This is a genomic window from Streptomyces sp. NPDC012508, assembly GCF_042902595.1.
Lineage (GTDB): Bacteria > Actinomycetota > Actinomycetes > Streptomycetales > Streptomycetaceae > Streptomyces.
Genome location: NZ_JBIBEO010000003.1, coordinates 773,212 through 785,416, shown reverse-complemented (window position 1 = coordinate 785,416; position 12,205 = coordinate 773,212). Strand labels below are relative to the sequence as shown.

The following is a 12,205-nucleotide window of genomic DNA, read 5'->3' as shown; positions in this document are numbered from 1 at the left end:
TGATCCATGCGATCCATGGTGTTCAGCGAGGGGACGGAGTCGCCGTATGTCTGAAGTGACACAAGGGAAACAACCGGTCGTCACACCGGTCCGCGTGGTGGTGGCGCTCTGTCTGATCGCGCCATTCGTGGCGATGCTCTGGGTGAGCTCGTACGCGAAGGTCGAACCGACCTTCGCCGGCATCCCGTTCTTCTACTGGTACCAGATGGCCTGGGTCGTCATCTCGACCGTGCTGACCATGATCGCTTACAAGCTGTGGCAGCGTGACCAGCGCGCCCGCAAGGAAGGTGCGTCGAAGTGAAGGACGGCGTGAACGGCGTAGCGCTCGCCGTCTTCATCTTCTTCTTCCTGGCCGTCACGGTCATGGGCTTCCTGGCCTCGCGCTGGCGCAGAGCCGAGAACGAGAACAGCCTCGACGAATGGGGTCTCGGCGGCCGCTCGTTCGGCACCTGGGTGACCTGGTTCCTGCTCGGCGGCGACCTGTACACCGCGTACACCTTCGTCGCCGTCCCCGCGGCGATCTACGCGGCGGGCGCGGCGGGCTTCTTCGCCGTGCCGTACACGATCCTGGTCTACCCGCTGATCTTCACCTTCCTGCCCCGCCTCTGGTCGGTGTCGCACAAGCACGGATACGTCACCACCTCGGACTTCGTCCGTGGCCGGTTCGGCTCCAAGGGCCTCTCGCTCGCGGTCGCCGTCACCGGCATCCTCGCGACCATGCCGTACATCGCGCTCCAGCTGGTCGGCATCCAGGCCGTCCTGGACGTGATGGGCGTGGGCGGCGGCGAGACCACGCACTGGTTCATCAAGGACCTGCCGCTGCTCATCGCCTTCGGTGTCCTCGCGGCGTACACCTACTCCTCGGGTCTGCGCGCCCCGGCGCTCATCGCCTTCGTGAAGGACACGCTGATCTACATCGTCATCGCGGTGGCGATCATCTACATCCCGATCAAGCTGGGCGGCTTCGACGAGATCTTCGCCAAGGCCGGCGAGGCGTACGCGACGATCAACCCGGCGACCGAGAAGCCGCGCGGCGCGCTGGTCCCCGGCGAGATGGGCCAGTGGGGCTACGCGACGCTCGCGCTCGGCTCGGCGCTCGCGCTCTTCATGTACCCGCACTCGATCACGGCGACGCTCTCCTCGCGCAGCCGTGACGTGATCCGCCGCAACACCACGATCCTGCCGCTCTACTCGCTGATGCTGGGCCTGCTGGCGCTGCTCGGCTTCATGGCGATCGCCGCCGGGGTCAAGGTCTCCAACGGCCAGCTGGCGATCCCGCAGCTCTTCGAGAACATGTTCCCGGACTGGTTCGCGGGTGTGGCCTTCGCCGCCATCGGCATCGGCGCGCTGGTGCCGGCCGCGATCATGTCGATCGCCGCCGCCAACCTCTTCACCCGCAACATCTACAAGGACTTCCTGAAGCCGGACGCCACGCCGGAGCAGGAGACCAAGGTGTCCAAGCTGGTGTCGCTGCTGGTGAAGGTCGGCGCGCTCGCCTTCGTCCTCACCATGGACAAGACGGTCGCGATCAACTTCCAGCTGCTCGGCGGCATCTGGATCCTGCAGACCCTCCCGGCGCTGGTCGGCGGTCTGTTCACCCGCTGGTTCCACCGCTGGGCGCTGCTCGCCGGCTGGGCCGTCGGCATGGTCTACGGCACGGCGGCGGCGTACGGCGTGGCCAGCCCGACCCAGAAGCACTTCGGCGGCTCGTCCGCCGAGATCCCGGGCATCGGCGAGATCGGCTACATCGGCCTCACCGCCTTCGTGATCAACGTGATCGTCACCGTCGTCCTGACCTTCGTCCTGAGGGCCGTCAAGGCGCCGGACGGCGTGGACGAGACCTCGCCGTCGGACTACACGGCGGACGCGGGCGACGCGGGCGTCAAGCCGCTGCCGAAGGTCGGCGCCGGTCACTGACCGTTCCGGTACGCGCGAGGGCCCGGGATCTCCGAGAGGAAATCCCGGGCCCTTCGCCGTACCCGCGAGGCAGACTGCGCCCATGGACCTCACCATCAGGGCGGTACGGCCCGAGGAGCACGAAGCCCTCGGCGACATCACCGCGCGCGCCTATCTCGACGACGGACACCTCGACTTCGGCGAGGACGACGACTACCTCCATCTGCTGCGGGACGTCACCCGGCGGGTCGCGGAGGCGGAGGTGCTCGTCGCCGTGGACGGCGCCGGCGCCGTGCTCGGCGGGGTGACCTTCGCCCGGGGCGGCGAGGAGTGGGCCGACATCGCGGGCGAGGGCGAGGCCGAGTTCCGGATGCTCGCCGCGGCGAAGGACGCGCGGGGCCGGGGTGTCGGCGAGGCGCTCGTACGGGCCTGTGTGGAGCGTGCGCGGGAGAGCGGGGGCTGCCGTCGCGTGGTGCTCTCCACGCAGCCCCGGATGGCCTCGGCGCACCGGATCTACGAGCGGATGGGCTTCGTCCGCACGCCCGGCCGGGACTGGACACCCGTGCCCGACATGGACCCGCTGCTCACCTATGCCCTGGAGCTCTGACTCCCCAACGACACAACATGTGGGGGGTGCTTCGAGGAGCGCCCCCCACATGTATGCTCATGCTCGCTGTCCTCGCAGGGGAATCCGGTGGAAATCCGGAACTGTCCCGCAACGGTGTGGTTTCTGCGTGCTTGTGCGCGCGGGCCGAGTCCGAAGACCTGTGGGCAGCGCGCCCGGTCCGTCCGTTCCGGGTGCCACAGACGTCCGGGCCTCGCGGAGTGGGCCGTGGCGCGGCCCTCCCCTGTCTACGGGTTGGCCGCCGCCCGCCTCCCTCCGCCGGCCCCGAGCCGAGCGAGGAGAGCCCCCACGTGACCATCGCGCCCGCCGATCCGGCCGCAGCGATCGAGAGCGACGGCAACGAGAGCGACGGACCCGGGACCGTGCTTCTGCGGACCCTGACCGACCTCACCGCCGACCTCACCGACACCGACCCGGGCAAGGTCGCCGCCGCCGCGCTGCGGGGCCGCAACGCCGGTTCGGACGAGGCGGAGCTGCGCGAACTGGCCACGGAGGCGGCCGCGGGTCTGATCGCCGAGGACCCGGCGTACTCCCGGCTCGCCGCCCGGCTGCTCACGATCACGATCGCCGACGAGGCGGCCTCGCAGGGCTCGGTCACCTTCTCCGCCTCCGTCACGGTCGGTCACCGCGAGGGCCTGATCGCCGACCGTACGGCCGAGTTCGTCCGGCTGCATGCCGAGCGGCTCGACGCGCTCATCGACGCGGCCGCGGACGACCGCTTCGGCTACTTCGGTCTGCGGACCCTCTACTCCCGCTACCTCCTGCGCCACCCGATCACCCGCCAGGTGATCGAGACCCCGCAGCACTTCATGCTGCGCGTCGCCTGCGGCCTCGCCGAGGACGACTCCACGCGCGCGCTGGACGAGGTCGCCGCGCTCTACGGGCTGATGAGCCGGCTGGACTACCTGCCCTCCTCCCCCACGCTCTTCAACTCCGGCACCCGCCACCCGCAGATGTCGTCCTGCTACCTCCTCGACTCCCCGCTGGACGAGCTGGACTCCATCTACGACCGGTACCACCAGGTCGCGCGGCTCTCCAAGCACGCGGGCGGCATCGGGCTCTCGTACTCCCGCATCCGCGCGCGCGGTTCGCTCATCCGCGGCACCAACGGGCACTCCAACGGCATCGTGCCGTTCCTGAAGACGCTGGACGCCTCGGTGGCGGCCGTGAACCAGGGCGGGCGGCGCAAGGGCGCGGCCGCGGTCTACCTGGAGACCTGGCACGCGGACATCGAGGAGTTCCTGGAGCTGCGCGACAACACCGGCGAGGACGCCCGGCGTACGCACAACCTGAACCTGGCCCACTGGATCCCGGACGAGTTCATGCGCCGGGTCAACGCGGACGCCGAGTGGTCGCTCTTCTCCCCGGCCGACGTGCCCGAGCTGGTCGACCTGTGGGGCGACGAGTTCGACGCCGCCTACCGGGCCGCCGAGGCGAAGGGCCTGGCCCGCAAGACCATGCCGGCCCGTGATCTGTACGGCCGGATGATGCGGACCCTGGCCCAGACCGGCAACGGCTGGATGACCTTCAAGGACGCCTCGAACCGTACGGCCAACCAGACCGCGGAGCCGGGCCACACGGTCCACTCCTCCAACCTCTGCACGGAGATCCTGGAGGTCACGGACGACGGCGAGACCGCCGTCTGCAACCTGGGGTCCGTCAACCTCGGCGCTTTCGTCGTCGGTTCGGACATCGACTGGGAGCGGCTCGACGCGACCGTCCGTACGGCCGTCACCTTCCTCGACCGGGTCGTGGACATCAACTTCTACCCGACCGAGCAGGCGGGCCGCTCCAACGCCCGCTGGCGGCCGGTGGGCCTGGGCGCGATGGGCCTCCAGGACGTCTTCTTCCAGCTGAAGCTGCCCTTCGACTCCGCCGAGGCGCGGGCGCTGTCGACCCGTATCGCGGAGCGGATCATGCTCGCCGCGTACGAGGCATCCACCGACCTCGCCGAGCGCAACGGGCCGCTGCCGGCCTGGGACAAGACCCGCGCGGCCCGCGGTGTCCTGCACCCCGACCACTACGACGTGGAGCTGAACTGGCCCGAGCGCTGGGCGGCCCTGCGCGAGCGGATCGCCGCGGTCGGCATGCGCAACAGCCTGCTGCTCGCCATCGCGCCGACGGCGACGATCGCCTCGATCGCGGGCGTGTACGAGTGCATCGAGCCGCAGGTCTCCAACCTGTTCAAGCGCGAGACGCTCTCGGGTGAGTTCCTCCAGGTCAACTCGTACCTGGTGGAGGAGCTCAAGAGGCTCGGCGTGTGGGACGCGCAGACCCGTGAGGCGCTGCGCGAGTCCAACGGCTCGGTGGCCGGCTTCACCTGGGTCCCTGCCGAGGTGCGCGAGCTGTACCGGACGGCGTGGGAGATCCCGCAGCGCGGTCTGATCGACATGGCGGCGGCCCGTACGCCGTTCCTGGACCAGTCGCAGTCCCTGAACCTGTTCCTGGAGACGCCGACGATCGGCAAGCTGTCGTCGATGTACGCGTACGCCTGGAAGCAGGGCCTGAAGACGACGTACTACCTGCGCTCCCGTCCGGCGACCCGGATCGCCCGCGCGGCCCAGGCCAGCGCCCCCATCCCCGTACAGGCGACCCCCGAAGAGGCCGTCGCCTGCTCTCTCGAGAACCCCGAGTCCTGCGAGGCCTGCCAGTAATGAGCTCCAACGAACAGAAGAACCTGCTGGACCCGGGCTTCGAGCTGACCCTGCGTCCGATGCGCTACCCGGACTTCTACGAGCGCTACCGGGACGCGATCAAGAACACCTGGACGGTGGAGGAGGTCGACCTCCACTCCGACGTCGCCGACCTCGCCAAGCTGACGCCGGGTGAGCAGCACATGATCGGCCGGCTGGTGGCGTTCTTCGCGACCGGCGACTCGATCGTCGCCAACAACCTCGTGCTGACGCTGTACAAGCACATCAACTCCCCCGAGGCGCGGCTGTACCTCTCGCGCCAGCTGTTCGAGGAGGCCGTGCACGTCCAGTTCTATCTGACGCTGCTCGACACCTACCTGCCCGACCCGGAGGACCGCGCGGCGGCCTTCGACGCGGTGGAGAACATCCCCTCCATCCGCGAGAAGGCGCAGTTCTGCTTCAAGTGGATGGACTCGGTCGAGAAGATCGACCGCCTGGAGACGCAGGCCGACCGCCGTCGCTTCCTGCTGAACCTGATCTGCTTCGCCGCGTGCATCGAGGGCCTGTTCTTCTACGGCGCCTTCGCCTACGTGTACTGGTTCCGGTCCCGCGGTCTGCTGCACGGCCTCGCGACCGGCACCAACTGGGTGTTCCGCGACGAGACGATGCACATGAACTTCGCCTTCGAGGTCGTGGACACCGTCCGCAAGGAGGAGCCGGAGCTCTTCGACGACGCGCTCCAGCAGCAGGTCACCGACATGCTGAAGGAGGCCGTCGAGGCCGAGCTGCAGTTCGGCCGTGACCTGTGCGGCGACGGACTGCCGGGCATGAACACCGAGTCGATGCGCGAGTACCTCCAGTGCGTCGCCGACCAGCGCCTCCAGCGGCTGGGCTTCGCCCCGGTGTACGGCTCCGAGAACCCGTTCGCGTTCATGGAGCTCCAGGGCGTCCAGGAGCTGACGAACTTCTTCGAGCGCCGTCCGTCCGCCTACCAGGTGGCGGTCGAGGGCTCGGTGGACCTGGACGAGGACTTCTAGTCCCGCCGGCACGGCGAAGGGCCCCGCTCCGGGGGGAGCGGGGCCCTTCGCCGTACGCCGAGGTCAGTCGTTGGGGACCGTCTCGTAGCGCGGGGTGCCCTCTTCCATCTGGCGCAGGGCGTCCTTGCGGTCGCGCTTGGAGAGCTTGTCGATGTACAGGAAGCCGTACAGGTGGTCCGTCTCGTGCTGGAGGCAGCGCGCGAAGTAGCCGGTGCCCCGGACCTTGATCGGGTTGCCCTGGGCGTCCTGTCCGTGGACCTCGGCGTAGTCCGGGCGGGCCAGCGAGGCGTACGCGGTCGGGACCGAGAGGCAGCCCTCGTTGGAGTCGTCCAGATTGCGACGGTCGGCCGGCAGGTCCTGGAGCACCGGGTTGACGACGACGCCGGTGTGGCGGACGCCCTCGTCGTCGGGGCAGTCGTAGACGAAGACCTTCAGGTCGACGCCGATCTGGTTCGCGGCCAGGCCCACGCCCTCGGCGGCCTTCTGGCTGGCGAACATGTCGTCGATCAGCGCCGCGAGCGTGTCGTCGAACTCCGTGACGTCCTTGCACTCCCGGTGGAGCACCGGGTTGCCGACGACCGTGATCGGGCGCGCCGTACCGCGCTCGCGGTACGCGAGCTCGCGCGCCTCGCAGTCCTCCGTGTCGACGACGAAACCGTCGTTGATCTGCTCGTCAGTCTCCTGCTGCGCCATTCCGCCGCACGCCTTCCTCAGAACCCCAGTCGATGGTCCCGTACAGCCTAAGGGCAGGATCCGGGCAGTTCAGCAGACCTCTTCGAGATCCCGCCACTCACGGCTGTCGGGGCTGTCCGCCACCCAGCCGTCCAGCAGGCCGCGGACCAGACCCACGGGCGCGGCGATCCCGCACTCCCGTTCGGGGACCCAGAGCTCGCCGGGCGAGCGGTGGCCGAGCGGGCCGGGGTGGCCCGGCTCGCTGTGGTCGTGCGGGTCAAGGTGCTCGCCCTCTCCCTCGGCGCTGGGCATCGTCGACTCCGAGCAGGCGCGGCAGAGCAGCCGGACCGACGAGGACCAGTCCTCCGCGGCGAAACCGGCGTCGGCGGCGAGCTGCTCCAGGGCGTCCCGGTCGGCCTCGGTGGCGGCCTCCAGGAGGACCACCCAGGTGGGGACGGGCGAGGGCGCCCAGAGCTCGATCTCGTCGAAGACGGGATACGACGGGCCGGCGCTGGTCGTGCGCTCGCCGTTGGGCACGCCGTCGTGGAGGACGACCTCGCCCCAGCGGCGGCCGGAGGACGGCAGCGGGATGGAGAGGACCTCGATACGGGCCGGGTCCAGCCTGCGGCCCCACACGACCTCGGCCTCGCCCTCCGGCGAGAGCCGGACGGCCGCGCTGCCCAGCTCCATCCCGGCGGGCTCACCTGTCCCGGCGGAGGCTCCGGGCACCTTCAGGCCGTACGCCTGCCAGGCGCGGCGGGCCAGCGGCCAGTCCTGGAGCGCGGTGGCGGCGATACCGACGTTCCACCAGTCGGGGGCGCCGGTCTCCTTGTCGAGGAGCGCGACGGCGCGCAGCCCGGCGGCCCGCGCCTGCTCCCAGTCGTGGCGGAACTTGTGCAGCAGCGCCAGGTTGAACCAGGACTCCGAGAGCCAGGGCTCCAGGTCCGCCGCGCGCGTCAGGAGCGCGCCCGCGTCCTCGTACCGGCCGTCGCCGATCAGCGTGAACGCGCGGTCGGTGGCCTGCCGCCACGAGGCGGAGGGCCGATGCCGTACCTTCCCGAAGATCCTCACGATTCCCGCCTGCCGGTCGCTTCACCCTCTTGTTCGCATCCAACCATGCCCGGTTGGACGCGCGCTCATTACCCATGGGTTACCCAGGAGGGGCGGGGGCGATGCCCCCGGTCACACCGCCTCGCGCGAGGACCCTGGCGAGGGATTCGACGACCTCGGGATGGTGGTCGCGGGCGGTGGAGAAGCGGAGTCGTTCGAGGGCGGCGAGCGACCCGGCGGCCCCGGCGTCGGCGCCCGTGAGGTCGTCGTAGGCGTTGACGGTCCGGACGATCCGGGCGGGCAGGGGCTGGTCGCGGTACGGGTCGGCCTGGCGCTCCACGACGACGGCGACGGCCGCGGGGACGCCGGTCTGGCGGACGACGGCGCCCCCGAGGAGGGCGATCCGGCGCTGCTCCTCGGCCGGGAGGAGGGCGGTGGCGCCGTCGGGGACGGGGTCGACGAGGGAGAGCTGCCCGATGTCGTGCATGAGGGCGGCGTACTCCAGGACGGTCAGGTCGGGCCCGGAGAGGCCCAGCTCGCGGCCGACGGCGCCGCTGAGCGCGGCGACACGGCGGGCGTGCCCCGGTGAGGTGCAGCCGGCGATCTCGGTGGCGCGGGCGAGCGAGGCGATGGTCTGCCGGTTGGTGGCGCGTACGGCCTCGTACCGCCGGAAGGAGACCTGGGTGAGCAGCAGCGGCACGCAGAAGACGGGGAGGGCCCAGAGCCCGGCGGCGGCCACGCCGAGGGCCATGACGGCACCGGTGGCGCAGACGGCGGAGCCGATGCCGATCAGGGCGCGGAGCTCGTCGCGGAGCAGGGGACCGTACGGGAAGCCGGTGCGGGCGCGGAGCATCAGGGCGGCGAGGACGGCGCCGCACAGGGCGGTGAGGACGAGGAGGAGCGCGAGGAAGAGGGCGTAGGCGGGGCCGTGGCCGAGGCGGGCGGTGACCTCGCCGGAGTTGTAGAGCGGCTGGAAGCAGAGGGCGGCGAAGCCGACGGTGAGGATGCGGCGGGCCTGGTGGTCGAGGTCGGGTTCCTTGCCGCGGGCGATGTGCGGGACGGTCCCGACGAGCCCGCCGGCGACGACGACGGCGATGATCTGGAGGACGCCGTGGGCGGTGGCGTGCCCGGCCTGTTCGCCGAGGAGGGCGTACGCGAAAGCTCCGGCGGCGGCGAGCGGCGCGGGCTCGCGTCCCCGCGTCTCGCCGAGCCCGGGGGATGCCCCGCCCCCCGGCGGGGCGCCCCAGCGGGTGAGCTCGCCGACGGCGATGAGGACGCCGAACGCGAGGGCGTTCCCCGGATCGCTGACCCCGTTCCAGAGCGTGAAACCGAAGCCGGCGCCGGTGAGCACGAGCGCGGCGCCGTGGACCGCGCCGAGGGTGAGTCGTCCGGGCCGGCTCACGCACGGCCGCCGGGGGGCACGCGCGCGTGGGGCGCGACGCGGGCGCCGGGGCGCCGTGCCGGGAGCGCCGCGCGGCCGCCGGGGGCGGCGCCCCCGTCGGGCGCGGGCGGCGGTCCGGCCTCCGCCCGAGGCGCCCGCACGGTCTTCGGCGCCGCGACGGGGAGACGCGCGGGCGGAACGTTTCCGGGCGGGCCGCCGGGAGCGGTGACGCCGTGCGCCCGCGCGGCGGCGGCCGCGGCCCCTGCGCGGGCCGGGGACGGGCTCGCGCTCGGTGCGGGCCTGCGCGACGGTGGGGCGGCCGTGCCCGCCGGGTCGGGCTCGTCGGCCGTGACCGTCGTCTGCCAGCCGTGCCGGTCGAGCGCGCGGACCAGCGCACCCACCATCCGGGGGTCGAAGTGCGTACCCGCGCACCGTTCCAGCTCCGCCACCGCCGTCGCCACCGGACGGGCGCGGCTGTAGGACCGGGTCGAGGTCATCGCGTCGAAGGCGTCGGCGACCGCCACCACCCGGGCGAACTCGGGGATCTGGCTCCCGCTGAGCCCGTACGGGTATCCGCTGCCGTCCATCCGCTCGTGGTGGTGCAGGATCGCCGCCCGCGCCTCTCCGAGGAAGCCGATGCCCCGGACCATCTCGTGTCCGTACTCCGGATGCAGTTCGATGATCCGGCGCTCCTCCGGGGTCAGCGGCCCGTCCTTCCGCAGCACCCGGGTCGGTACCCCGAGCTTGCCCACGTCGTGCAGGATCCCCGCGAAGCGGAGGATCTCCAGGCGCTCCTCCGCCATGCCCAGTTCATGGGCGATCAGCGCCGACGCCCGGCCGACCCGTTCGCTGTGCCCGCGGGTGTACTTGTCCTTGATGTCGACGGCCTGCACGAGGGCGCGGATCGTCGCCTGGTGCGCGCCGCGTTCGCGGTGGTACTGGGCGAAGACCCAGCAGGAGATGTGCATCGGCAGCAGGACGAAGAGCGCGGCGACGGGGCCGTACGTGCTGCGCCAGAGCACCGCCATCATCAGCCCGGCGAGGCCGTGCACCGCGTACGGGGCGAGCGCGCGGCCGAGCTGCCCCCGCCAGGCCGTGCGCGGCGGGATCCTTTCGGCGGCGATCCGGATCCCGCCGTCGAGGGCCGTGAGGACCAGGCAGAAGGTGAGCGCGGAGGCCGCGGCCGGGAACAGGGCGTACGGGAAGTCGGGGGTGTGCGTTCCCTTTCCGAGGGCCTCGTCCCGGCCCAGGGTCTCCGCGACGAGCGCGGCGGTCCAGACGGCGATCAGGAGCTGGGACGTCCGCCAGATCCGGCGTACCCCGGCCGGCCGCTGCTCGACGCGGGCGACCAGCGCTCCGGGCAGCGCGGTGAGCGCGGCGGCGGAGGGCGGGAGGAGCAGCGCCGAGGCGAGCAGGACGGGGAAGAAGGAGCCGGCGCCCATGGACCCTGTGGCGCCACCGAGCAGCCGGCCGAGGATCGGGCAGCGGGCGGGGAGCTCGCACAGGGCGTACAGCCCGGCGAGGAGCGCGACGGCGCTCCAGGGGGTGGGCGTGCCGGGGCGCAGCGCGGGCAGCGCGCAGCCGACGGCGCCGACGAGGGCGCAGCCGATGTACACGCGTGCCGCTCGCGGAATCACCATCAGGCCCATCACGCCTGTCACGCTAGCGAGTTGAGCGGGGCGCGCGGGGCCACGGCGGCCGATTCGCACCATCGGGTGATACAAGCTGATGTATGCGCGAGGGCCGCCGTGATCACTTCACGGCGGCCCTTCGTCGACGCGCGGGGCTACTCCTGAGCGGTCGCCGTGACGTCCTGAGCGGTCGCCGTGACGTCCTGCTCGGGCACGGCCTGGCCCGAGCGGATCAGGTCGATGCGGCCCATCACCTTGGCCCGCAGATCGGTGGGCACGTCGTCACTGCCGCAGCAGCGCTTGACGAGCTTCTTCACCGCCTGCTCCAGGCCGTACTTCTCCAGGCACGGGGAGCACTCCTCGAAGTGCACCTCGAACTTCGTGCAATCACTGTCGGGCATCTCTCGGTCGAGGAACTCGTAGAGATGATCCAGGACCTCTGAGCAATCCGTCTCGTGCGGCTCTCCGCAGCTCATGAGCCCGAGCCTTTCAGATCGTTCGACGACTCTCCGGCGCCCGCGGGAACGAGCCCGCGGTCGCGGGCGTAGTCCTCGAGCATGCCGCGCAACTGGCGGCGGCCCCGGTGCAGTCGGGACATCACCGTACCGATGGGTGTCCCCATGATGTCCGCGATCTCCTTGTACGCAAAGCCCTCGACATCCGCGAGATAGACGGCGATGCGGAATTCCTCGGGGATCGCCTGAAGCGCTTCCTTGACGTCGGAGTCCGGCAGGTGGTCGAGGGCCTGCGACTCGGCGGAGCGCAGTCCGGTCGACATGTGCGACTCGGCTCGGGCGAGCTGCCAGTCCTCGATCTCCTCGGCGGCGCTGCGCTGGGGCTCGCGCTGCTTCTTGCGGTACGAGTTGATGAAGGTGTTGGTGAGGATGCGGTACAGCCACGCCTTCAGATTCGTACCCTCGCGGAACTGGTGGAACGAGCCGTACGCCTTGGCGTACGTCTCCTGCACCAGGTCCTCGGCGTCCGCGGGATTGCGCGTCATGCGCAGCGCGGCGGAGTACATCTGGTCGAGGAATCCGAGGGCGTCCCGCTCGAAGCGCGCGTTGCGCTCCGCGGTCGTCTCCTCGGGGCCGTCGTCGGTCCCTGTGTCGGTCCCAGTGACCGGACCCACCTCCTCCAGCGCTGCGGCGAATCCGAACGCGGACCCGCTCGATTCGGAGGATAGACGAGGAACCGCTCCGCCCGCCGCCCGAATAGGGGCGGTCTTGGGAGCGGGCAGCACTGTCCAGTCGAGGTCAGCGGCCTGCGCGCGCTCGGGGCAG

Annotated in this window: 10 protein-coding genes, 1 pseudogene and 1 riboswitch; of the genes and pseudogenes, 5 read left to right on the top strand and 6 right to left on the bottom strand. The window is 71.2% G+C overall.

The features are described 5' to 3' along the window. The first annotated feature begins 46 nt into the window (after positions 1-46). The 5 genes from ACFY8U_RS14075 to ACFY8U_RS14055 all read left to right on the top strand — a co-directional run bounded on the left by ACFY8U_RS14075 (position 47) and on the right by ACFY8U_RS14055 (position 6,191). A complete protein-coding gene (locus ACFY8U_RS14075; protein ID WP_361436479.1) occupies positions 47-301 on the top strand; it encodes a DUF3311 domain-containing protein in 255 nt (84 codons plus the stop codon). Beyond that, positions 298-1,917, top strand: coding sequence for a monocarboxylate uptake permease MctP (mctP, locus tag ACFY8U_RS14070; RefSeq protein ID WP_361606474.1), 1,620 nt, complete (start codon positions 298-300; stop codon positions 1,915-1,917). The genes ACFY8U_RS14075 and mctP overlap by 4 nt, the downstream gene beginning before the upstream one ends. A gap of 82 nt (positions 1,918-1,999) precedes the next feature. Next, on the top strand, positions 2,000-2,503 hold the full coding sequence (locus ACFY8U_RS14065) for a GNAT family N-acetyltransferase (RefSeq protein WP_389569625.1): 504 nt from the start codon (positions 2,000-2,002) through the stop codon (positions 2,501-2,503). A 46-nt stretch (positions 2,504-2,549) separates the two neighbouring features. Continuing rightward, positions 2,550-2,684: riboswitch (cobalamin riboswitch) on the top strand. 127 nt (positions 2,685-2,811) lie between these two features. Further along, the gene (locus tag ACFY8U_RS14060; RefSeq protein ID WP_389569622.1) at positions 2,812-5,175 is read left to right on the top strand and encodes a ribonucleoside-diphosphate reductase subunit alpha; all 2,364 of its coding nucleotides are present in this window, start codon (positions 2,812-2,814) and stop codon (positions 5,173-5,175) included. Beyond that, positions 5,175-6,191 (top strand): ribonucleotide-diphosphate reductase subunit beta, encoded by a 1,017-nt coding sequence (locus tag ACFY8U_RS14055; RefSeq protein ID WP_361767451.1) that lies wholly within the window; start codon positions 5,175-5,177, stop codon positions 6,189-6,191. Before ACFY8U_RS14060 ends, ACFY8U_RS14055 begins: the two co-directional genes overlap by 1 nt. Before the next feature lie 63 nt (positions 6,192-6,254). Here ACFY8U_RS14055 and def read toward each other — a convergent pair whose 3' ends face one another. The 6 genes and pseudogenes from def to ACFY8U_RS14025 all read right to left on the bottom strand — a co-directional run bounded on the left by def (position 6,255) and on the right by ACFY8U_RS14025 (position 12,054). Further along, positions 6,255-6,884 (bottom strand): peptide deformylase, encoded by a 630-nt coding sequence (def, locus tag ACFY8U_RS14050; RefSeq protein WP_361436468.1) that lies wholly within the window; start codon positions 6,882-6,884, stop codon positions 6,255-6,257. Positions 6,885-6,953: 69 nt separating this feature from the next. Continuing rightward, positions 6,954-7,934 (bottom strand): hypothetical protein, encoded by a 981-nt coding sequence (locus tag ACFY8U_RS14045; RefSeq protein ID WP_260228954.1) that lies wholly within the window; start codon positions 7,932-7,934, stop codon positions 6,954-6,956. A gap of 79 nt (positions 7,935-8,013) precedes the next feature. Beyond that, a complete protein-coding gene (locus ACFY8U_RS14040) occupies positions 8,014-9,315 on the bottom strand; it encodes an HD-GYP domain-containing protein (protein WP_389569617.1) in 1,302 nt (433 codons plus the stop codon). Between the two features lie 272 nt (positions 9,316-9,587). Continuing rightward, positions 9,588-10,937: pseudogene (locus tag ACFY8U_RS14035) on the bottom strand (HD-GYP domain-containing protein); the annotation flags it as partial. A gap of 143 nt (positions 10,938-11,080) precedes the next feature. Then, the gene (rsrA, locus tag ACFY8U_RS14030) at positions 11,081-11,401 is read right to left on the bottom strand and encodes a mycothiol system anti-sigma-R factor (protein WP_361606486.1); all 321 of its coding nucleotides are present in this window, start codon (positions 11,399-11,401) and stop codon (positions 11,081-11,083) included. Further along, positions 11,398-12,054 (bottom strand): sigma-70 family RNA polymerase sigma factor, encoded by a 657-nt coding sequence (locus ACFY8U_RS14025; protein ID WP_055641410.1) that lies wholly within the window; start codon positions 12,052-12,054, stop codon positions 11,398-11,400. The genes rsrA and ACFY8U_RS14025 overlap by 4 nt, the downstream gene beginning before the upstream one ends. Positions 12,055-12,205: the final 151 nt, after the last annotated feature.

What these genes read in the sequence shown, in the direction of transcription:
- ACFY8U_RS14075 (WP_361436479.1), top strand. Translation starts at nt 47, where the DNA reads ATGTCTGAAGTGACACAAGGGAAACAACCGGTCGTCACACCGGTCCGC.
- def (WP_361436468.1), bottom strand. Translation starts at nt 6,884, where the DNA reads ATGGCGCAGCAGGAGACTGACGAGCAGATCAACGACGGTTTCGTCGTC.
- ACFY8U_RS14065 (WP_389569625.1), top strand. Translation starts at nt 2,000, where the DNA reads ATGGACCTCACCATCAGGGCGGTACGGCCCGAGGAGCACGAAGCCCTC.
- ACFY8U_RS14055 (WP_361767451.1), top strand. Translation starts at nt 5,175, where the DNA reads ATGAGCTCCAACGAACAGAAGAACCTGCTGGACCCGGGCTTCGAGCTG.
- rsrA (WP_361606486.1), bottom strand. Translation starts at nt 11,401, where the DNA reads ATGAGCTGCGGAGAGCCGCACGAGACGGATTGCTCAGAGGTCCTGGAT.